General features: G+C 70.5%; 13 protein-coding genes and 1 pseudogene. 9 read left to right on the plus strand and 5 right to left on the minus strand.

Going from position 1 to position 19,937, the window contains the following annotated elements:
- The first annotated feature begins 127 nt into the window (after positions 1-127).
- From ABEA26_RS27745 to ABEA26_RS27755, 3 genes are all read left to right on the plus strand, one after another.
- Entirely contained in the window at positions 128-1,042 is a 915-nt protein-coding gene (locus tag ABEA26_RS27745) for a YceI family protein (protein WP_345596091.1), read from the plus strand.
- 456 nt (positions 1,043-1,498) lie between these two features.
- Entirely contained in the window at positions 1,499-2,071 is a 573-nt protein-coding gene (locus ABEA26_RS27750; RefSeq protein ID WP_345596092.1) for a dihydrofolate reductase family protein, read from the plus strand.
- Positions 2,072-2,505: 434 nt separating this feature from the next.
- On the plus strand, positions 2,506-3,450 hold the full coding sequence (locus tag ABEA26_RS27755) for a serine/threonine-protein kinase (protein ID WP_345596093.1): 945 nt from the start codon (positions 2,506-2,508) through the stop codon (positions 3,448-3,450).
- 34 nt (positions 3,451-3,484) lie between these two features.
- Here ABEA26_RS27755 and ABEA26_RS27760 read toward each other — a convergent pair whose 3' ends face one another.
- Positions 3,485-5,761, minus strand: coding sequence for a UvrD-helicase domain-containing protein (locus ABEA26_RS27760; RefSeq protein WP_345596094.1), 2,277 nt, complete (start codon positions 5,759-5,761; stop codon positions 3,485-3,487).
- Entirely contained in the window at positions 5,758-12,672 is a 6,915-nt protein-coding gene (locus ABEA26_RS27765) for a DEAD/DEAH box helicase (protein ID WP_345596095.1), read from the minus strand. The genes ABEA26_RS27760 and ABEA26_RS27765 overlap by 4 nt, the downstream gene beginning before the upstream one ends.
- 286 nt (positions 12,673-12,958) lie before the next feature.
- On the opposite strand from ABEA26_RS27765, the pseudogene ABEA26_RS27770 reads away from it, so the two are divergent.
- Positions 12,959-13,270: pseudogene (locus ABEA26_RS27770) on the plus strand (WXG100 family type VII secretion target); the annotation flags it as partial.
- Position 13,271: 1 nt separating this feature from the next.
- Positions 13,272-14,351: a contact-dependent growth inhibition system immunity protein gene (locus tag ABEA26_RS36425; protein WP_425587908.1), complete on the plus strand. Its 1,080-nt coding sequence runs from the start codon at positions 13,272-13,274 to the stop codon at positions 14,349-14,351.
- Positions 14,352-14,542: 191 nt separating this feature from the next.
- Here ABEA26_RS36425 and ABEA26_RS27780 read toward each other — a convergent pair whose 3' ends face one another.
- Positions 14,543-15,010, minus strand: a complete 468-nt coding sequence (locus ABEA26_RS27780) for an ATP-binding protein (RefSeq protein WP_345596096.1) — start codon at positions 15,008-15,010, stop codon at positions 14,543-14,545.
- 220 nt (positions 15,011-15,230) lie between these two features.
- On the opposite strand from ABEA26_RS27780, the gene ABEA26_RS27785 reads away from it, so the two are divergent.
- Complete coding sequence (locus tag ABEA26_RS27785; protein ID WP_345596097.1) at positions 15,231-15,560, plus strand: hypothetical protein; 330 nt, start codon at positions 15,231-15,233, stop codon at positions 15,558-15,560.
- Between the two features lie 64 nt (positions 15,561-15,624).
- Here the strand turns inward: ABEA26_RS27785 and ABEA26_RS27790 are convergent, their stop codons facing one another.
- Positions 15,625-16,707 (minus strand): trypsin-like serine peptidase, encoded by a 1,083-nt coding sequence (locus tag ABEA26_RS27790; protein WP_345596098.1) that lies wholly within the window; start codon positions 16,705-16,707, stop codon positions 15,625-15,627.
- An 897-nt stretch (positions 16,708-17,604) separates the two neighbouring features.
- On the opposite strand from ABEA26_RS27790, the gene ABEA26_RS27795 reads away from it, so the two are divergent.
- A complete protein-coding gene (locus ABEA26_RS27795) occupies positions 17,605-17,862 on the plus strand; it encodes a hypothetical protein (protein ID WP_345596099.1) in 258 nt (85 codons plus the stop codon).
- A gap of 30 nt (positions 17,863-17,892) precedes the next feature.
- Here the strand turns inward: ABEA26_RS27795 and ABEA26_RS27800 are convergent, their stop codons facing one another.
- A complete protein-coding gene (locus ABEA26_RS27800) occupies positions 17,893-18,357 on the minus strand; it encodes a hypothetical protein (RefSeq protein ID WP_345596100.1) in 465 nt (154 codons plus the stop codon).
- Between the two features lie 367 nt (positions 18,358-18,724).
- On the opposite strand from ABEA26_RS27800, the gene ABEA26_RS27805 reads away from it, so the two are divergent.
- Together ABEA26_RS27805 and ABEA26_RS27810 are read left to right on the plus strand one after the other, a co-directional pair.
- A complete protein-coding gene (locus tag ABEA26_RS27805; RefSeq protein ID WP_345596101.1) occupies positions 18,725-19,543 on the plus strand; it encodes a helix-turn-helix domain-containing protein in 819 nt (272 codons plus the stop codon).
- The gene (locus ABEA26_RS27810; protein ID WP_345596102.1) at positions 19,540-19,746 is read left to right on the plus strand and encodes a DUF397 domain-containing protein; all 207 of its coding nucleotides are present in this window, start codon (positions 19,540-19,542) and stop codon (positions 19,744-19,746) included. Before ABEA26_RS27805 ends, ABEA26_RS27810 begins: the two co-directional genes overlap by 4 nt.
- Positions 19,747-19,937: the final 191 nt, after the last annotated feature.

A 19,937-nucleotide genomic window follows, 5' to 3' on the forward strand; every position in this document is an offset into this window, starting at 1 on the left:
CTTTATGATCACCTACGTACCGCCGCCTCCGCCTACGCCCTCCTGTCGCCGCCACCCCTTGGCGACCGCGAACATCGCCGACCGGGTGGGTCGCGTCGCGGTGACCCTGCGAAGAAAGGTGAACTCCATGGCCCTCAGGTTGCTTCGACGTCGGCGTTCACGCGGCGCCTCCGACGCCGGAGCGAGCATCTCGGTCCCCTTGCCGCCCGACGCCGGGGCGTTCGGCTTCGAGATCGTCGATCCCATGGGGCAGCCCATGGGCGGAGCCGAGGTCACCGTGACCGCGGTGGAAAGCCACCGGGTGGTGACACGTGGAACCACGGACCCCAACGGCTACTTCATAGCGACGCTGCCACCGGGCTCCTACAGCGTCATGACCGTTGCCGAGGGTCTGTCACCCGCTCGGGAGACCGTCGACATCACGGCCGGGGTCGCCCTGCCGCAGACGCGCGTCGGCCTTGCGCCCGCGCGCCGACTGGAGCTTCCGACAGCCGGAACCTGGCTGTTCGACCCTCCGCACACCGCGGTTCGGTTCATCGCCAAACACGTCGGCATGGCCCATGTCCACGGCCGGTTCACCCGCTTCCAGGGCGGCATCCGCGTCGCACCGGACATGGCCGACTCACAGGTCTCGGTGCGCATTGACGCCGCCAGCATCACCACGGGCAACAACACCCGCGACAACCACCTGCGTTCCGCCGACTTCCTGGACGTCGAGCGCTACCCCTACATCGACTTCACCAGTACCCGGTTCGCCTACCGCGGCGGGTCCAGGTGGACCCTGCACGGCACGCTCACCATGCACGGCACCAGCCGCTCCGTCGGCCTCGACACGACCTATCTCGGGATGGTCAACGGGGGCTACGACCAGGAGTTGCGCTGTGCGGCTCTCGCCAAGGCGGAACTCCACCGGGAGGACTACACCCTCAACTGGCGCTCCATGCTGGCCCGCGGTATCGCGGTCGTCGGTCCGACCATCCAACTGGAGATGGACGTACAGGCCATGTACCGCACCCACGACACGCCCACTCCACCCGAGTAGACGCTTGCGGGGAACGCTTCAGTGCGCTCATGGCGCGGATTCGGGTCGGTCGGGCCGGGTGGGCTTTGGGGTCAGGCGTCCAGAGCGCTGCTCAAGAGCTGGGCTCGGCCCTTGGCGTCGCCGTACCGACCACGCCGCTCTTCAGCGCACTCACGCACCGGTCCGACCGGCCGGATCGCCCCCTCCGGCCTCTCGGACGCCCAGGCCGGCGCCTCCGGCGCGGTCGTGACGACAGCGCCGGATCGGTGATCCGGTCCTTCTCCGACGACTACAGGACGGCGGACGCGCCGATCCGGACGGCCGGGGCCGCCGGCAGGTGACGGGCGACGAGCGATGAGTTTCCACGTGATCCGCAGTCAGAGATCATGGACGGTGCGCCGCGGCCACGGGTGTGGACGACGAAGCGCGCACCGACCGACCCGCTCAAAACCGGACACGAGACACCGAGGAACCTCAATGCGTACCGTGATCAGCACCGCGTTCATCTCGCTCGACGGCGTCGTGGAGGCCCCGGGCGGCGAGCCTGGCTACCGGAACTCGGGCTGGACCTTCAAGGACGTCGAGTTCCTCCCCGAGGCGTTCGGCATCAAGGGCGAGGAGCAGAAGGCCGCCACCGCCATGCTCATGGGCCGGACCAGCTACGAGGCGTTCAGCCCGGTGTGGCCCGACATGGAGGACTTCGCCGACTACAAGGTGATGCCGAAGTACGTCGTCTCCACCACCCTCACCGGGGACGACCTGGTGTCGAACTGGGGCGAGACGACGATCCTGCGCTCGCTCGACGAGGTCGCCGCGCTGAAGGAGACCGAGGGCGGCCCGATCATCGTCCACGGCAGCGCCTCCCTGAACCGGGCCCTCTCGGACGCCGGCCTGATCGACCGCTACCACCTGATCGTCTTTCCGCTGCTGCTCGGTGCGGGCAAGCGGCTCTTCAGCATGACGGACAAGGACACGCAGAAGCTGAAGCTCGTCGAGCACGAGGCCTACGCCAACGGTCTGCAGAAAAACGTCTTCGACGTCCTGCGCTGACACAGGCCCCCGCAGGCACCGGGAGGGACCGCGGAAACCGACGTCAGAGTATGTGCCCGCCGGCTGGATACGTTCCAGCAGGTGAGCATGTCCTTGCCGGTTCTGAGAGGGTGTTGAACGCCCTCTCGGAACCGGCTCGCTCTTCCGACCGCCTTGTCCCGCCAGCGGCAGTACACGGAGGCAGGGTCGTCCAAGTACCTCCACGGGAGCGCGTCCACGCTACCGCCGACCATCCGGAACTGCTCCAACGCTGCGTCGTACCGACCCTGTCGGGTGAGGAAGTAGGCCAACAGGTGCCGTGCGGCGCACGCTCACTTGGTGAGGGGCGCCCGGGGCGTCCGGAAGCCCGGGCCGGCGGCTCCGCGGTCCATGAGAGTCTCGTCCGGGTGAGTCGCGCACCGACTCACCGATGGGATTCGTCGAGGGATGTGAACGTGGAGCAGTTCGCCGCGGGCAGGGTTCTGCGCAACAGGTACCGGCTGGACCGGATTCTGGGCAGAGGGGCGATGGGACATGTCTGGCAGGGGACGGACGTGTATCTGGAGCGTCCCGTCGCGGTCAAGACCGTCGCCGCGGACCTCCTGGCCCTGCGGGACTGGCGTCCCACCGCCCTGGCGCGCTTCGAGAGGGAGGCCAAAGCCGCGGCTCGTCTGGACCACGCCAACATCACCACCGTGTACGACGCCGCCGTCACCGAGGACGTCTGCTGCCTGGTCATGCAGCTCGTCGACGGGACGACCCTCGACAACGTCATCGACGGCGCCGACCACGGGCGCCTGCCCGTGCCCGCCGCGGTCTCCGTGGCCGCGCAGCTGTGCTCCGGGTTGTCGGCGGCGCATGCGGCCGGTCTTGTGCACCGCGACCTCAAGCCCCAGAACGTCATGGTCCGCACCAGCGGTCTGGTGAAGATCCTCGACTTCGGTCTTGTGAAGGTGCTCTCGGACACCGACCCGCAACTCACCATGACGGGTGAGACGCTGGGCAACGTCGCCTACGCCTCGCCCGAGTTGCTTGCCGGCGAGAAGCCGCTGGACGGCCGCAGCGACCTGTACGCGGTGGGGTGCCTGCTGCACCACATGCTCACCGGTTTCCCTCCCTTTCGCAGCGAGCGCCCCGCCGAGCTGGTCACCCAGCACCTCACCGCGTCCCCGCCCCGACTGGCCGAGTGCGGCGTCGATGTCCCGGCAGGCCTCCAGGACCTGGTGCACGCACTGCTCGCCAAGCGCCCTCAGGACCGCCCGGGTGACGCGACGGAGGTGTACGCGACACTCGCCGCGTACCTGCCGTCCCCCGACCCGGCACTCGCGACGTGCAGGATGCCGCCGGAGGATCCCCGGCGGCCTTTCCTCGTACCCCAGGGACCGGTCCTGCCGCGTTAGCGGAAACAGCCCCGGGCACGATCCCTGGGGCGGGTCATGCCGCGACCGGCGGCGTGACCCTGATCAGCTCCTTGAGGAAGGGGCTCGGCTCCCCGTGCCAGAAGACGTCCAGACTGTCCCGGGCACGGGTGGCCGCCACGAAGAGCAGCGACCGGGCGCGCTGCATCTCCAACCGGTGGCGGGACGGGTCCGTGGAGCGCAGTTGCTGCACGCTCGCACGCGGCACCAGCCCGTCGGTCACCCCGGCGATGATCATGTGCTGGTACTCGAGCCCCTTGAACCGGAACATGGTGCCGATGTGGACGCCGCCGTCGCCGCGCGGTCCGTCCGGGCCGATCTCCATCGCCCGGACGCCGTGCCGGGCCAGCGTGTAGGCGGCCTCGCTCACCATCTGGTTGGTCGGCACGGCGATGGCGATCTGCTCGTGCGGCACCTGCCCCCAGGACGCGATCAGCGCGGCGATGGCCTCGCGCTCGTCCTGCCAGTCGCCGCGCCGGTGCAGATCCGGAACCGCGCCACTGAGCACGGACCGGTACCCGGCCAGGCTCTCGCCGCTGCCGTCGAGGTCGTCGTAGGTCTCGTCACCGAGCACGTTCAGCGCGGAACGGAGAATCTGCCGAGTGGTGCGGTAGCTCAGCGACAGCTTCGACGAACGGCCGCGGATGTTGATGCCGAGGCTGCCGAGGGTCACCTGGTTCTTGTAGATGCGCTGATGGGTGTCACCGACCAGGAAGAGGTCGTTGCGGTCCGGAGCGGTCATCGCGCGGAGCATCTTCCAGTGCGCGGGCCGCAGGTCCTGGGCCTCGTCGACCACGATGTGCCGGTACCGGTAGCGCAGCCAGCCCCCCGAACCGTCGGCCACGTGGATGTTGTCGAGACCGCCCGCGTCTTCCCGCCGGCGGTCGATGGCCTGGATACGCCGGGCGCGCCCCACTTCCAGCTGCGCCGCGCGTTCCGCGATCTGGTCCCACGTCTGGATGCCGAGCCGGTCCAGACGTTGGGCGAACCGCTCGGCGAGTTGCCAGATCTCGGCGCGCTCGGCACGGCTGACCGTGCGTCCGCGTCCGGCGCGGCGGGCACGGAAGTAGTCCGTGCGGGAGGTCACCGCCTGGCCGAGAATCACCTGCGTCCACTCGTCGTGCAGGAACTCCGCGTCCCATCCGTCCTCGCCGAGCTCGTCGAGGAGCGAGCGCCATTCGCGGACCGCCTGCGCCTCGTCGACGATGCGCTTGCGGTTGCCCGGCTCCGCCTCCCGGACGGTGCGCAGCGCGAGCTGGTCGACGTGGCTGATCTCGACGCGCGAGAGGAGCGTCTCGCCGCCCAGGGCAAGCAGCCGCGAACGCAGGTCCGCCGCGAGGTTCTTGTTGTAGGTGGTCAGCAGTACCGGCTTGCTCCGGCCGGCCGGGAGCTGCTCGACCAGGTGCCTGACCCGGTGCAGCGCCACGATCGTCTTGCCGGTGCCGGGCCCGCCGCCCACGCGTGCCGGACCCCTGTAGTCCCGCGCGACCAGCTTGGCCTGGGTGGGGTGCAGGAACACCTTCCAGCGCCCGAAGTCCTCGCCCTCCAGCGCCTCGCGCAGCGCGTCGTCGGTGGTGGTGACGATGGTGGCGGGACGTTCGACGGCGGCCCGGAAGTCCTCCGGGTCCACGGGATCGGGCGCTGTGACGGGCGCGGTGACCTGCTCCAGGACGTCGTCGTACTCCTTGCCGTCGTACAGCGCCAGGAGCACCTCGCCGGTGAGCTGCGGCGCGTACTCGACGAGTCCGAGGAGCTGGTCCTCGGTGGTCAGGGCGGCGACGACCGGAACCAGGGACGGGGCCACACCCAGATCGGTGAGCCGCTCCTGCGACCATTTCCGAAACAGCGGTTCCGGAGCGGCCGGTTCGGCGGGACGGGCGGACTCGGCGGGTCGGGTCGGCTCGGTGGGCGCGGCGGTCCGCGGTGCCGCGGGACTGAGCACCTCCTCCTGCACGACCTGCAGGTCCACGTACTCGATGCCGCCGGTGACGCGGTTGACCGAGTACGTGAGCCGGTCCAGATGCGCGTACACGTCCTTGCGGTGCTTGACCGAGACGATCAGCCAGTCGTCGTCGGCCAGCCGCAGCAGCAGCGCGCGGTACTCGTCGTTGACGCGTGCCGAGTACAGCTTGTCGTGCCCCTGCAGCTGCTTGAGACGCAGGCCCGCGGAGTCGGGGTTGGTCTTGAACTTGTGCTGGAAGTCGTAGATCGCCCCCTTGACCGGGCGGGGGAGCTTGAGGATTTCCTTGTCCGCCTTGTCGAGCAGGCGAAGCGTCACGTTCTTGCCGGTCACGGTTGTTCCTTCTCCCCGTTCTCCGTGGTGGTGCCGTCAGGCCGGCCGGGACGTTTCCGGTCACCGGACGGTGGTGCGTCGTCGAGGCGACCCGCGATGTCGTCGGCGGTCCAGTCGGCGGCGGGCCGCACCTCCCAGCCGGCCGCGGCGAAGGCAAGGTCGCGGTCGACGGCCTCCGGATCCTCGTCCTCGCCCTCCGGCGGGCGCGGGGCGAGGACGACACCGACACGTGCGGCGGGCCACGCCAACTCGGCCAGCCAGCCGTTCTCGTCGAGCTCGTAGCCGTCCTCGGCGACCGCGACGCCGCGCGTGGCGAGAGCCTCCGCCAGCCCGAGCAGGCCGGGCTCGTCCGGGTCGAGGTATTCGATGACCCGGTCCCACGCCGCGTCCCGGACGCGCGGGGTGACATCCGCGGTCGGCACCTCGGCGGTCGCGGGCGCCCGCGGGACCCGCACGGCGGACTCGGCCGGAGCGGGCGTACCACCGGCGGTCGCGGCGACGGCGAGCGTGGCGCGGACACTCTCCAGGACACCACGGCCGCCCGTGACCGCCAGCATCTCGACGGGGAACCCGTCGAGGCGGCCGGTCGTGAGCTGGACGGCGTCCCCGCCGCCGGTGTCCAGGAACTGCAGCAGGTTGGACCAGTACAGCCAGGCCCGCCAGCGGCGCTTGTGCGCCTCCTCCTGGCTGTGGACGCCGGGCGAGTCGTCGAGGAGGACGATGCCGGTCCACGTGGGGGGCTTGGCCGTGCCGTCCGCGGCGAAGACCAGTGGCAACCCCGAGCGGTCGGTCACCGTGAACAGCTGCACCGGACCGCGGGGTCCCTCGGGAGTCCCGCCACGCAGCGCCGCCGTGATCTGTCCGCCCAGGACGTCCGGCGGCAACGCGGCCGGGCGGGCCCCGGCGCCCATGAAGCCCGCCAGGGCGGCCTCCGCCCGCCACCGCCAGCGCTCCGCGTCCGGCCGGCGCAGGTACTCCACGAGCTGCACGGCCGGATTGACCCACACCGTCTCCGCGAGCTCACCGGGCAGGGCACCCCACACCCCGGCGTAGTAACCACGCGCCTTGCCACGGGCCTGGTCACCGTACGGCTCCCACACCGGGTCGGCCGGTCCCGTGCCCGCGTGGCCGATGTCCCGGACGCGGCTCTGCCAGTCCTTCACGTCGCCGTAGGTGAGCTGGAAGACCCTGAGCCCCTCCGCGCGCAGTCGCGTGCGCTTGTCGGCGTCGTCGCCGACGCGGTCGTGCTCCCGGCCGGCGTGGAATTCGTAACCGTCCAGGTAGACCGCCACCCGCGGACCGGGCGCGTCGACCCGTTCGAACAGGACGTCGGGGCGGGTCCCGTCGAGGACGCGCTGCTGCGACACCCGCCAGCTCAGTGTGGTGCCGTCGGCCGCGGTCAGCCGCAGGTCCAGCGCGTGGGTGCCGGCGGGCGTGATGTAGGCGTCACCGCTGGCCCGGCTCTCCGGAAGCCCGCTCCACTCGCGCAGCGTGTCGATGAACAGGACTTCGAGATCGCTCTCCGCCTGCTGGTGCATCGGGATGTGCTGGGTGGTGGCGACGGGCGACGTGTGCCAGCGCTCGCCGTCCGCACCGAGCAGTTCGTCCAGCATCTGCCGGACCTCGTTGCGGCTGACCTTGTCGTAGTCGGCCGGCGGTACGCGGCGCAGCAGGCAGCGGTGGCAGCCGTCGAGCCCCTTCTCCAGGCAGCCGCAGCCCTCGATCACCTCACGGGCCTTCAGCAGTACCTCGCGGAAGCCGTCGGAGGTCGCCAGGCGGTGCAGGTAACCGGTGCCGCCGGGCAGCCGGTCGTACACCACGAGGAACCGGCGCGGCCAGTCGCGGTCCTCGCCGTCCGGCATGGACGCGGCGGTGATGTCGATGTGGTCGGGATCGCCGCCGTAGCGGGCCGCTATGCCCGCGAACAGCGCGGCGGTGAACGAGGCGAGCCGTTCCCCGGCCCGCGCCACGGACGCCGGCAGGAGGATGCGTACGGCCTCCGTCGTCAGCTCGTGCGCCAGCAGCAGTGGCACGTCCGTCCCGGCGCCCTGCTCCTCTCCGTCGCCGCGCAGCCGTCGCCGCGGGCACCACAGCTGGTGGTGGGCGCTCGCGCGGGTGGAGCGGGCCAGGGAGGCCGTGAGCGCGTGCTGCGACTGGTCGACGACCGGCCTGCCGTCGGCCGTCGCCCCACCGCAACTCGTGCACACGTAGAACGGGTTCAGGCGTACGTCGTCCCCGGCCAGCGGCACCGTGCTGCTGCCGTCCTGCCGGTCGATCCCGAGGTTCAGGGTGCGGACGACGGCCCGGCGCGTGAAGTCCGCGCCGAAGACCGCGGTGTCGTGCCGCCACGACCCGGTCGCCAGATGCGTCGGATCGATGTCGACGGTGGTGAGAACCGCGTACCGCCTGCGGTCCCGTTCGTCACGGTCGTCCCGCACCCGGGCGTCGTCCCGCTTGTCCCGGGAGATCACCCGCCGGGGCTCCAGCACGTGATGCACGCAGCCGGCGTCGGCGATCTCCCGCGAACCGCACCGCGGGCACGGCGAGGTGTCGTTCTTCGGATCGCCGTGCGTGCGCGCGTACCCGCAGGCCGGGCAGAGCCGCCACACCGCCCAGGCGCGACGCTCGGGGCTGCCGATGTCGAGGGCGCGTACGACGTGCCGGTAGCCGTTGACGTAGAAGCTGTTGCCGGGCGCGAGTTCGGTCAGGGCCGGCTTGCGGGACCGCTCGTAGTCGCGCATCTCGCTGCGGTACACCCAGTTCCGACGCTCGTCGTCGCCCTCCGGGGCCTGTGCGCCCTCGTCGTCCCCGGCGGCTTCCCTCCAGTAGAGCGTGGCCTCCAGCGACGTCGTCGTGTCGGTGAGACTGTAGTTGGGCAGCAGGCCCAGCTCGACGAGGGTGCCGTGCGCACCGGTCTGGCTCAGCTGACGCAGCAACTCGCCCGTGGCGCGCCGTTCCGCGAGCAACTCGCGCCGCTCCGCACCCTGCTCAGGGTCCTTGGCGAGGAGACCGTCCACGGCGGTGTCGATGGCCGCGATGCGTCGGCGCAACTCCTCGCGGCGCGCAGTCCACGCCTCCTCGGCCTCCTGCAGGGTGCGCGCGATGCCGACGCCGGCGTAGGCGCGCAACTCGTCCGCGGCGTGCTCGGACACCCCCCGGTCGTCGTCCGGGCCGCCGGACGCCCGCGGGAACAGGGCCAGGAACTCCTCCACCAGCCGAGCCCCGTGGGTGAGCGCCGCGTCCGCCAGGTCCTGGCACCAGCCGGTCGTGCCGAACAGCGCCGACGACAGACGCGGCACGGGCATGAGCGGCTCGCCGTCCGCGGTGCTCAGCTCGCCGCGTGCCGCCCGGTCCAGCAGGTGCGCCGTGTACTGGCGGCGCAGAATCTCGACGGCCGACAGGTAGCAGCCCGGCGGCACGATGTCACCGGCGATCATCTCGGTCGGGTCGTCCAGGTAGTACCGGTCGCGGGCCCGGCGCCCGCCGAAGGCGACCACCAGGGCGTTGCCGGTCCTGCGCCCGGCCCGCCCGGCACGCTGTACGTAGTTCGCCGGGCCGCCCGGCAACGAACCGAGCAGCACCGCCGACAGGTCACCGATGTCGATGCCCAGTTCCAGGGTGGGCGTGCAGGACAGCACGTTGGGGTCCGTATAGTGCGCGCCCTGCCGGAACGTCCGCTCCACGCGCTCCCGTTCGGGACGCGTCAGCATGCCGGTGTGTTCGGCCGTGACGACCCGGTAGGTGCCGCCGGTCAGGTACAGGCGGCGGTAGTAGTCGGCCCGGTAGTCGCGCTCCAGCTTCCCGCCGAAGGCGCCGCTGCCCGCACCGGTCGCCGACACGCCGTGCTGCGGCGCGGTGAGGATGCCGGTGCAGCGCCAGCGCGGGCAGGGGTGCCCGTACCAGCGGGTACGCCGCTCGGGCGGCAGCACCTGCTGCCAGCCGCACTCCTCGCAGGACACGAACGCCTTGTTGACCAGGTCGTCCGCCAGGAGCCGCACCTGGATGTGGCCCGGCTGCAGCCCGTACACGCGGGTCGTACGGTCCTTGGCGGTGCGCACCGACAGCACACCCTCGTCCGCGAGTACGGGCAGCAGCCTGCGGAGGTACTCGGTCGCCTGCGCCGCGTCCAGGCCGAGACAGCGCCGTGTCCAGTCCTGGTACCAGTTGCCCCGACCGGTGACCGTGTCGAACTTCGACTTCTCCTTGGGGCCGTCGAGCAGGAACCTCGGCGGCGCCACGTACCCCTCGGGGAAGGCGGGCATCCCCTCCGGACGCTGCCCCGAGATGAGGTACTGGTTGACGCCCGCTTCCACGATCCAGGTCTCCAGCCACCGGTGCCGCACACCACCGCGCAACCGCAGCCGCTCCAGCAGCCCCCGCACGAACGCCAGGTACCGTTCGGGGACGGGCATGCCGCCGTCCAGCCCCAGCTGCCCCGGCAGCGAGAGGTGAAGGTCGCGGGCGAGCGCGACGATCCGGTCCGGATCGGCGACGACCACCTCCGCGGCCGTGGTGCGGGTCAGCTCCAGCGTGCGCCCGAGCCGTGACCGCAGCCCGAACTCCATGACGGTCGCGAACGCGAGCCGCTCCCCGATGAGCTTCCAGGTGCGCGCGTCCCCGGTGCCCCGCCCCGACAGGAGCCGGTCCACGCCCGGTTCGTCGTGCAGGTCGGGCGGGACGACGGCGGCCAGCGCCTGAGGATCGTCCACGGAGTCCAGGACGTCGCCGATGAGGTCGTTGAGCGGGAGCGGCGCACCGTTGTCGTCCAACTGGTGCGCCAGCAGCGAGCGCAGCGAGAACTTGTACGAGGCGTTGGCGACGTACCCGGCCCGGTGCGCGGCGTCCTGCGTGGAGTCGTTGAACAGCAGTGTCTTGCGCTCCTCGGGCGCCAGCGCGATCTCCTGGCCGCCGGTGAACAGCTGGGTGACCGTGGCGGAGGCGAGCGCGGCGAGCGCGGTGCCGAGGAACCTGATGCCGTTGTCCGTGTTGCACGCCGGGCAGGTGTCGTCCTTGGCGGCCTGGTCGGCGGTCTTCTTGTCCAGCAGGGCCCGCGCGAACCAGGCGTCCTGCAGCCCCTCCCCGTCCCCGGCGACGGGCATGCGGTAGGTGCTCTGCGCCCCGTCCAGTACCACCACGGACAGCGGGTCGGCACCGCCCGCCTGCTTCGGCCCGGTACCGGTGAGTGCCGCGAGGGCGTCCCGCGCCTCACCCGGCGTCGCCGAGATGAAGTACCGCAGCCGACGCTTGTCCCGTCCGACGCCGGCCTGCCAGATCCGCAGCGGACTGGTCTCCAGCTTCTGCGGATCGGCCTCCGGTGACAGGGCCGCCCAGCCTGAGCGGCCGCAGACGCGGCAGTAGACGGCGGGCAGATGGGCCTGGGCCGGCCGCTGCACGGTGTCGGACCCCGGCAGTGCCTCGGGCCGCCGCGAGTCCGCCGTCGGCCATTCGTCACTGTCGGAAGCGTCCTCGGACGCGGATGCCGCGCTGAGCGCGGAACGCCGCGCGACGGTCCGCTCGTCCTCGTACCAGCGGAACTCCGGCCGGGCGCCCACTCCACTCAGCACCCGCCCGACCGGGCGGACCCACAGGTGCGCCTCGATGTGCAGCAGCGGACGCGGTCGGCGCTCGTCGGACTCCGGGTCCCGCGCGGACGACAGCAGCGCCACGAAGCGCGACAGCGCCTCCAGCGCCAGCCGAGGGTTCTCCCGCGCGGTGCGCGCCCACGCGTACCCGAAGCGGGCCATCCGGTCCCGCAGCCCCCACTCGTCGAGCGGGTCGCCGTTCAGCAGTGCGAGCACGCCGTGGGTGAAGTCGTGCTTCTTCAGCAGCCGTCCGATCCGGAAGGCGTCCAGACCGCGCCGCCCCAGCATCCGCTCGGCCAGTCCGTCCAGGTCGAGCCGGTCCGGGTCGGACTCCACACCCGGCCCGCCCGAGACCTCGATGACGTCCTTGGGACTGGGTGGCTCGGGCAGCTCGTAGTCCACGTCGCCGACGAAGTCGTCGGCGCTCAGCCGCTCCTCTCCGATCACCGAGTCGGGCCCGAACGGCACGCCGAACACCTGCTCGGCGACGGCGAGGATGCCGCCGGTGTCGCCCCCGCCCTCACCGAGGGTCGCCGAGGTCGCCACCGGACAGATCGAACCGAGCGGCCGCTCCGGCTTCGAGGCACCCACGGCGGACGCCAGCCGCCGCAGCAGCATCGCCACGTCGGTGCCCTGCGCGCCGTCGTAGGTGTGGAACTCGTCCAGCACCACGTACGCCGGGTCCGCGCCCTCCCACAGCGGCCGGTCCTCGGCCCGCTGCAGCAGCAGGTCCAGCATCTTGTAGTTGGTGATCAGCACGTCCGGCGGCGACTGGCGCATCTCCTCACGCCGGGTCATCACCCGCCGGAAGTCGGTGTCCGGCTTGTCACCGATGTAGAGACCGGCCGTCACCTGGGCCAACTCCGGCTGCGCCAGGTAGTCACCGATACGGCCGGCCTGGTCGGTGGCGAGCGCGTTCATCGGATACAGCAGCACGGCCTTCACCCCGCGCCTGCCCGACGCCTTCTGCCGCCGGCAGTGGTCGAGTACGGGGATCAGGAACGACTCGGTCTTGCCGGAACCGGTACCGGTCGTCACGAGAGTCGGCTCGGCCGCCCCCGTGTACGTGCTCAGCCGCTCCCACGCCTTCGCCTGGTGCCGCCACGGCGTGAACGCCGGCTGCCACTCCAGCGCCGACCGCCATCCGTCGTCGGCGGGGTGGAAAGGCGTCCTGATCCTCAGGTACGGCCCGCGGAAGATCCCCGACTCCGGATCCCCGAGGAACCGCTCCAGCGCGAGCCGCGTGTCCTCGTCGGCCAGCGCGTACGTCGTCGTGAGGTACTGCGTGAGACTGCCGCGGAGCTGCGCGGCGGCCAGAGTGGGCTTCACGAGGACCTTTCGGGCAAGTCGGATACCGGGACCGCCGGGCGCGCGGCGCCGTGACAGTCGGCGAGGACGTCCTGACGATCAGCGTCAAAAATACCGCCCACCTCGGACGTCGGTACCCACCTGGTCGAATCCCGGACTCCGGCCGCACGGCAGGCGGGAGCAGGAGGGCGCTCGCCGACCCCCGTGGCAGGCAGGCGCCTGTCAGCCACGGCGGCCCCCCTTCTGACGGCTTCGCGCGGCTCCCTGCCGCGACGCAACAGCGACGACGCCTACGAAACGGGGAACCATGCCGACCGGAAGCGCGGACGACGGCCACATCACCGTCTCCTTCACCACCCTCCACGAGCTCGCCGCCGACCTGGAGGACATCCTCAAGAAGCTCAACGGCAGACTGGACGACCTCCACGACCGGGTCGTACCGGTCGTGCTGTCCTGGAAGGGGGAGGCCCGCGAAGTCCTCGTCGACAAACTCGACGAGTGGGACCGCTCGGCCCAGGACCTCCAGGCGGCCCAGAAGTGGCTGCACGAGTGCGCGACCACGAGCCACGTCAACTACGCGGCAGCGCACCAGGCGGTGCTGCGCGGCTGGGGGCCGGCTGATGGGGACGCCACCGCCGGGCCCGAGCGGCACCATCGATGTCAAGCCGGCCGACCTCCATCACGTCTCCGGCGGTGTCGCGAGCCAGCAGACGGTGATGGACAGAGGCGCGAAGAGCCTGCTCGAAGATCTGCGCGAGTACCCGGATGCCGGCGGTTACGGCACCTCGCCCCAGGCGTTCGCAACGTCGTACGTCAAGGTGGGCAATCGCTTCCTCGAGGTGTGGGCCAAGAGCGTCGTGAGTATCGGGGGCGCGGCAGTCGGTTTCGCTTCGACGGCCAACACCTATGCGAAGGCGGAGGCGGCAAACGACCCCACGGGCAAGGCGAAGCCGGTCGTCCAGCCGCTGCCGAAGGTGATCGAGAAGGCGCCCGACTACGGCTCAGTGCCGAATCTGAAGTGGGGCGACGACGACGGCGGCGACGACTTCATCCGCAGGCTCCTGGAGTGGGTGCCCGGGCCGGTCCGAGACGTGCTGAGGCCAGTGGTGAAGCATGCCTTCCGGATGGGCAAGGTCGCCGAGGTCTATCCGTTTCCGCAGCAGCATTACCTGAACTCACTGTCCAAGGCGTGGGGGATGACGACGACCGTCACGCTCTCCACGGTGGAGACGGGGCTGTCCGGGAACGTCAGCAGCATCACTCAGCAGACCAACAGCGAGTGGTACGACGCGATGCGCCAGTTCTGCAGCTCGCTGTGGGGTACGACATATTGGGGCAAGACCCGCGTGCCCTACGAGTGGAAACACGACAGCTCATCGTCGCAGACCGCCAACCACCCCGTGATGACCGTGCTGTTCGACACGGTTCATGCAGTCACCGACTACCTCGCGCACACCGATCCACAACTCGCCGCCCGGCTCGCCGGTGAGCTCCACGAACTCCTCGCACTCGACCTGGACGAGTCGGATTACGCCCTTGCCGCCGTCGAACTGGGAATGGAGGTCGATCCTCCGGCCCCGTACGGCCCCAGCGGCTGGCTCGCTTCCGTCGCCGCCCGGCTCGTGATGCCGCGAGCCGACTACGGGCCGCCGGTGCAGGGTGAGCAGGCAGGTCGCGAGGGATCGGCCAATGGTCAGTGACGCATGAAAGGGATGCGCACATGTTCGGCCGGGCCGACGCGCAGTTCGAGGAGACGGCCGGGCCTGGGGAACCTATCGGGTAGGTGCGAAGGGGCGGCTGCCGCTCGCACTCGATATGTGTCGACCGCGAGCGGAACATCGTGGCTCAGCGTATTCGGGCCAGCTGACAGCGGGCTGTGTATCCGGTGCGGTCATTCGGCCGAGGGCCGGCACGTACTCAGGGTCGCCCACACCGTCTTGCCGGGGCCGCCGTGGCGGTCGGTGACGCCCCAGTCGTCGGCCAGGGCGGTGACGAGGAGGAGACCGCGGCCGGACTCGGCCTCGGCCTCGGGATCCGTGGGGTCGGTGACGACGGGCCGGCGTTCCGCGCGCGTGTCGGAGACCTCCACACGAAGCCGCCCACCGCACGCCTCGACGGTCAGCCGGACGTGGAAGTCCCGGCCGGGGACCCGCCCGTGCCGTACGGCGTTGGCGCACAGCTCGGCGGTGATCAGGGTCAGCGTCTCGTTGACGTCGCCGTCGTAGGGGTGCCCCCAGGCATCCAGGCAGTGCGAGACGAAGAGCCGGGCCAGACGGGCGCCACGCGGGGTGGAGGTGAAGGCCATGGCGAACCGGGCGGCGTCCGCGGGATGCGGGGGCAGATCGAGGGAGATGTGCATGGGATCAGCGTTGCGGCGGCGCCCGGCCCGCCACCAGCGTCACGGCTTGTACGGCGGTGTGTTGTACGGCGGGAAGCAGGCCGGTACGCGGTGCGGGGGGACGGCCGAGGTCCCGGACCTCGGCCGCGGGGCTCGGACGGAACGCTGGGTGCCCGGTCTTCGTCCTCCTCGCCGGGCTGTGGCACGGTACAGGTCGGGAGCGGCTCGTGAGGGGAGCAGGATGACGCGCAGGCAGGTATGGGGCATAGCCGTGGCGGCGTTCGCGGCGGGCGGCGCGCTCGGGTTCACGGTGGCGGTCGTTCAGGAGGACGAGACGCCTCCGGTGACGGTCGGCGTACCGCAACCGACGGCGTCGCAGCTACAGACAACCCGGGCCGAACTCGTCAGAGCGTGGACGGCCGAGCTCGAGCACGCGGGCAAAGAGCTGCCGGAGGCGTGGGAAGTGCTGACCACGGACGAGATCCGGGGCCGCTACCTGCACCAGCGGATGGTCAACGCTCCGAGTGCCGAGGAGATCGACCCGGACATGGGCCGCCGCGCGGACGAGTAGCACGAGTGAGGGAACGGGCCCCGCCGAGGTCGGGTCGGGGCCCGTCCGCTGTGGGTCGGGTCGATCAGTTCGCGTCGTTGATCGCGTTGATCACCGCGACGGCCTGGTCGCCGTGGTCGGACGAGTACAGGTGATCGTTGATCCGCTGGTCCTGGCCGTCGGTCTCGACGTGGGAGTTCGCTCCGACGATCTGCCCCTCGGTGGTGGCCATGGGGCCACCGCTCGCGCCCGCTCCCATGTCGCAGTTCATCTCGAGCCGGTTGTCCAGCGGGTTCCAGTTCATCGCGTCCACGACGTCGCCGGTGCAGTAGAACTGCGTGTAGCCGTCCATGTCGGTGCGGTTGTAACCCTCGCCCGGGAACCCGGAGTCGATGATGTCCGGCCAGTCCGAGCCGTACCCGAACTTGTAGCCGAGCGCGCCCACGGTGTCGGTCAGGTTCGTGTAGCCGGCCGGGGCCTGGACGGTGAAGGTGGCCAGGTCGCCCTCGTTGTAGTCCTTGTCCTGGGTCCACGCCTCGGGGGCCACGAACGACTGGGCGGCCCACTCGCCCCACGGGGCATCGTACTCACCGGGGGTGTCGAGGCTTTCCTTGTAGCCCGGAATGAAGAGCACCAGGTCGTAGAAGCCGTCGGATCCGCGCCCGTCGCCCGGGTGCACGCAGTGACCCGCCGTCCAGACGGTGTTGTTGCCGTCGGCGGAGATCGAGGCGCCGCTGCAACCGTGCTCCTCGCCCGCGTCGTCGATGTAGAGGATCTTGCCGACGATGGTCGCGGGAGCGTTCTGCGGGAACGGTACCTCCTGCGCGACGGGCATTTCGGGGACGTCGGCCGCCGCCGTCGTCGACACGCCGGTCTTCTTCGCGGGGAGGATCCGCGGAGCCTCAGCCGTCAGGCGTGGGGCGGAGCTTGAGCTCTGGTCCTTGTTCTCGGTCGCTTCGGCCGCCGCGCGGGCGACCGCGGCGTCGCGGGTGACGCGGGCTCGGTCCTTCTTCTCGTTCGCCAGCGCGCGGGCGACTCTCTCGGGGGTCCAGAAGTCACGGACTTTCTGCGGGTCGGTCGTCTGCTTGCCGGTCGTCACGCTCGGTACAGCGGGCGCGGGTGCCTCGGCCGCCGACGCGGTCGTGAGAGTGGCGGGTATCAGCGCCATCGCGAGCAGTAAGGCGGTGGCCGCACTGCGAGTGCGGCGTATGTGCACTGGTTCAGTACCTCCCAGTTGACAGGCCGTCACGTTCTGTCGCGCCTCGGTAGTGAACCATAGGCATCGGAGTCAACCTGTGGACCTCCCGTGAACATCCGGTAGTCGACGCAAACAGGCCGATCGCCCCGCCAATCGGAGTCCACGGGGCGCAGTCGCCTGTCGTCGCTGCCGTACGGGTGGCCCAGGAATCCGGGCAGTGCGAGACGAAGAGCGGGGCCGGACGGGCGTCTCGCGGCGTGGAGGTGAAGGACATGGCGGACTGAGTGACGTCCGCATGCTCGGCCGGGCCGGCCCACGGGTGATGCGGCGGGGACTTGGCCGTCGCCGGGCAGGGCGCGGGACAGTGATGTGATCGGCGATGGTGTTCGCGCCGCGTTGCCGACCACGCGCCCGTGCCGTACGGCATTGGCGTACTCGGCGGTGGTCCGGCTCAGCGTCTCGTTGACGTCGCTGGTGCAGGGGCGGCCCCCGAGTCCAAGAAGTGGGTGACGAACAGCCGGGCCGGGCGGGCCCCTCGCGGGGGGTGAGGTGAAGGCCATGTGCCGAACTCGGCGGGGACCGGGCCGTGGGACCGGAGGGGAGCAGCCGGTGCCGCTGGAGGGAAGGACTGTGCATGCCGTCGGCGTGGTGGCTGGGACGGGCGTGTCACCAGCGGCGGCGCCTGTACGGGAGGGTGCTGTACGTCAGGCCGGGCGGCGCCGGTGCCGCACTGCCCGCCCTCATGCCGCCCTCGCCGTCGCGACCCCCGGACGTGCCGCCCGGACAACCCTTCTCCCTATGCTGTGGACAATTTGGAGTACGTGACTCCGCGGGTTCCGTGCCCTTCCCGGCCTGGCGTTCACGCGCATGGCGGTGGTGCTCCGGGACCTCGACGGCAGGACCATCCACGCCGGCTTCGTGAAGAGCGGCGACGACTTGGGCGACTTCGTGCGTCTGGACGGTGCGACGGGCAGCGACGAGGAGAACGCCGTGACGTCGCCCGACGGGCGCAGCGTGGAGCTCGCCCACCGGCTGCTGAGCACGCCGGTGGAGGACCGGCTCACGCACGTCGCCGGGGCGCCTGTGCATTGCCCGGTGGCAGCGTGCGGGTCCCGCGTCAACTGAGACGCGTACTGCCGAAGAGCCGAGTGCCCGTCAGTCCCGATGGCACCGCCCCTCAAGCTCCGCGAGGATCGCCTTCTCACGAGAGTTGACGTCACCGTCCACGGTGGCCACCCGCTCTGCCGCGTCGAGAACGTCGCTGAGATCACCCGGCTCGGCGTCCACACGCTTCCACACCTCGGCCGGATCGATGTCGACGACCTGCGCGAGCTGCTCGTCGACCACCTCGTGCAGCTCCCGGACCAGCCTCACCAGATGCCGCATCAGCAGCGCCTCGTCGTCGGCGATCCCGGCCTTCGCGTTCGCCCTGATGACGAGCCAGCGGAAGACGGCCCGCGCATGCCGTACGGCGACGAGCGTGGTGTAGCGGTTCAGCAGGACGGAGAGGGGGACACCGACCAGAGGGATGCCGATCTCGACGACCTTCTGGTCGGCGGCCTCGTCGGGCCCGCCCGAGTCGGAGTCGGAGTCGGTGGTGTGCTTCGGCGCGTCCGTCATGGCGCATCCCCCAAGCTGTTCCGCGGCCGGCTGCGCTGCGGGCATGCGAGCGCCCTTGCCGCCGTCTCCGCGTGTTGATTCGGCGAGCGGTGAAACGACCGCTCTGCCCTCCCCTTGACGCGCATCTTGAGCCTGCTGAGGGGTGATCGGCGCTGTGGTGGATCACGCGAGTGTGGGTGTACAGGCGGGCGCTGTACGGGGGAGTCGCGGGCGCTCGTCCCCGGTGCGGGGGAAGCGGGGCCGAGTGGCGCGACAGCAACGGTGTGTGTCCCTAGAGTGAGCTGTGAGTGACGGTCCGGTGTGGTGCCTGCGGTGGGTCGAGAAGCGGACGCGCGCCACTGTGCGGGTGGGTGAGGTGAGGTCACCGATGACTACGACTCATGGTGAGAGCGAGGCGGGCATCCTGCGGTGCTTCGGCCAGCAGCTGCGGTTGCTGAGGACGAGCAGGGGGCTGATGCGGGCGGAGTTGGGCGCGAAGCTCAGTTACGGCGAGGACATGGTCACGTCGGTGGAGTTGGGGCGGCGTATTCCGAAGCCTGAGTTCATCGAGCGGGCGGATGCGGTGCTGGAGGCCGGCGGGCTGCTGGCGGTGATGAAGGAGGAGGTGGCTCGGGCGCGGTATCCGTCGTTCTTTCGCGATGCGGCGAAGTTGGAGGCGGAGGCGGTCGAGCTGCATGTGTACGCCAACCAGGCTGTGCCGGGGCTGTTGCAGGCCGAGGAATACGCGCGGGTGGTGTTCGAGATGTGGCGCCCCCTCCTGGACGAGGAGACCGTGAACGAGCGTGTGGCCGCCCGGCTGGCTCGCCAGGAATTGTTCTCTCGCAGGCCCATGCCGACGATCAGCTTCGTCATCGAGGAGAGTACTTTGCGTCGGCCGCTCGGTGGGAGTGCGGTGATGCGCGCCCAGTTGGAGCAGATCCTTCTCTACGGTCAGCAGCGCAACGTCGAGATCCAGGTCATGCCGACTGACCGTCGCCAACACGCTGGCATGGGCGGTCCGTTCACCTTGATGGAGACGAGCGAGGCGGAGAGGATCGCTTATGTGGAGGTGAACGAGCACAGTCACCTCTACAGTGAGCGGCCGGTGGTCCGAGGGTACGAGGAGCGGTACGGCATCTTGCGAGCGCAGGGTCTCACGCCCTCGGAGTCACTGGCCTTTATTCAGAAGCTGTTGGGAGACCTATGAACACGGAAGACGCGAGCCTCCAGCCTCGCTCGGAACTGCGCTGGTTCACGAGTAGCTACAGCAGCGGCGCGGGCGGCGAGTGTGTTGAGGTTGCTGTTGAGGCTACCGCTGTCCATGTACGTGATTCGAAGCAGGTAGCGCAGGGTGGGTGTGTGCTGAAGGTTGGCTCGGCGGCGTGGTCGGCGTTGCTCGGGGCGATGTGAGCTTGTTGGTGCCGTGAGCCGAGCCGTCCCACGGCTGGTCAAGCGTATGTACGGTGGCTTGCGAGGTGGGCGCTTCTCTTAGGGAAGCGCCCACCTTCGCTACGAGGAGAGGAACTCAGGCTTCGCGGCTCGTAGGTGGGATCCAGCGGCCAGCGGCGATCTCTTTGTCCAAGCGAGCTTGGAAGTGCGCG

Source organism: Streptomyces marokkonensis (assembly GCF_039539045.1).
In the GTDB taxonomy this organism is placed as follows: Bacteria; Actinomycetota; Actinomycetes; order Streptomycetales; family Streptomycetaceae; genus Streptomyces; species Streptomyces marokkonensis.

Excerpts from the sequence above, each read along its gene's own strand:
- ABEA26_RS27800 (WP_345596100.1), bottom strand. The coding sequence starts at position 18,357 with ATGACGGACGCGCCGAAGCACACCACCGACTCCGACTCCGACTCGGGC.
- ABEA26_RS27745 (WP_345596091.1), top strand. The coding sequence starts at position 128 with ATGGCCCTCAGGTTGCTTCGACGTCGGCGTTCACGCGGCGCCTCCGAC.
- ABEA26_RS27790 (WP_345596098.1), bottom strand. The coding sequence starts at position 16,707 with ATGGCGCTGATACCCGCCACTCTCACGACCGCGTCGGCGGCCGAGGCA.
- ABEA26_RS36425 (WP_425587908.1), top strand. The coding sequence starts at position 13,272 with ATGGGGACGCCACCGCCGGGCCCGAGCGGCACCATCGATGTCAAGCCG.
- ABEA26_RS27805 (WP_345596101.1), top strand. The coding sequence starts at position 18,725 with ATGACTACGACTCATGGTGAGAGCGAGGCGGGCATCCTGCGGTGCTTC.
- ABEA26_RS27810 (WP_345596102.1), top strand. The coding sequence starts at position 19,540 with ATGAACACGGAAGACGCGAGCCTCCAGCCTCGCTCGGAACTGCGCTGG.
- ABEA26_RS27785 (WP_345596097.1), top strand. The coding sequence starts at position 15,231 with ATGACGCGCAGGCAGGTATGGGGCATAGCCGTGGCGGCGTTCGCGGCG.
- ABEA26_RS27780 (WP_345596096.1), bottom strand. The coding sequence starts at position 15,010 with ATGCACATCTCCCTCGATCTGCCCCCGCATCCCGCGGACGCCGCCCGG.
- ABEA26_RS27795 (WP_345596099.1), top strand. The coding sequence starts at position 17,605 with ATGGCGGTGGTGCTCCGGGACCTCGACGGCAGGACCATCCACGCCGGC.
- ABEA26_RS27750 (WP_345596092.1), top strand. The coding sequence starts at position 1,499 with ATGCGTACCGTGATCAGCACCGCGTTCATCTCGCTCGACGGCGTCGTG.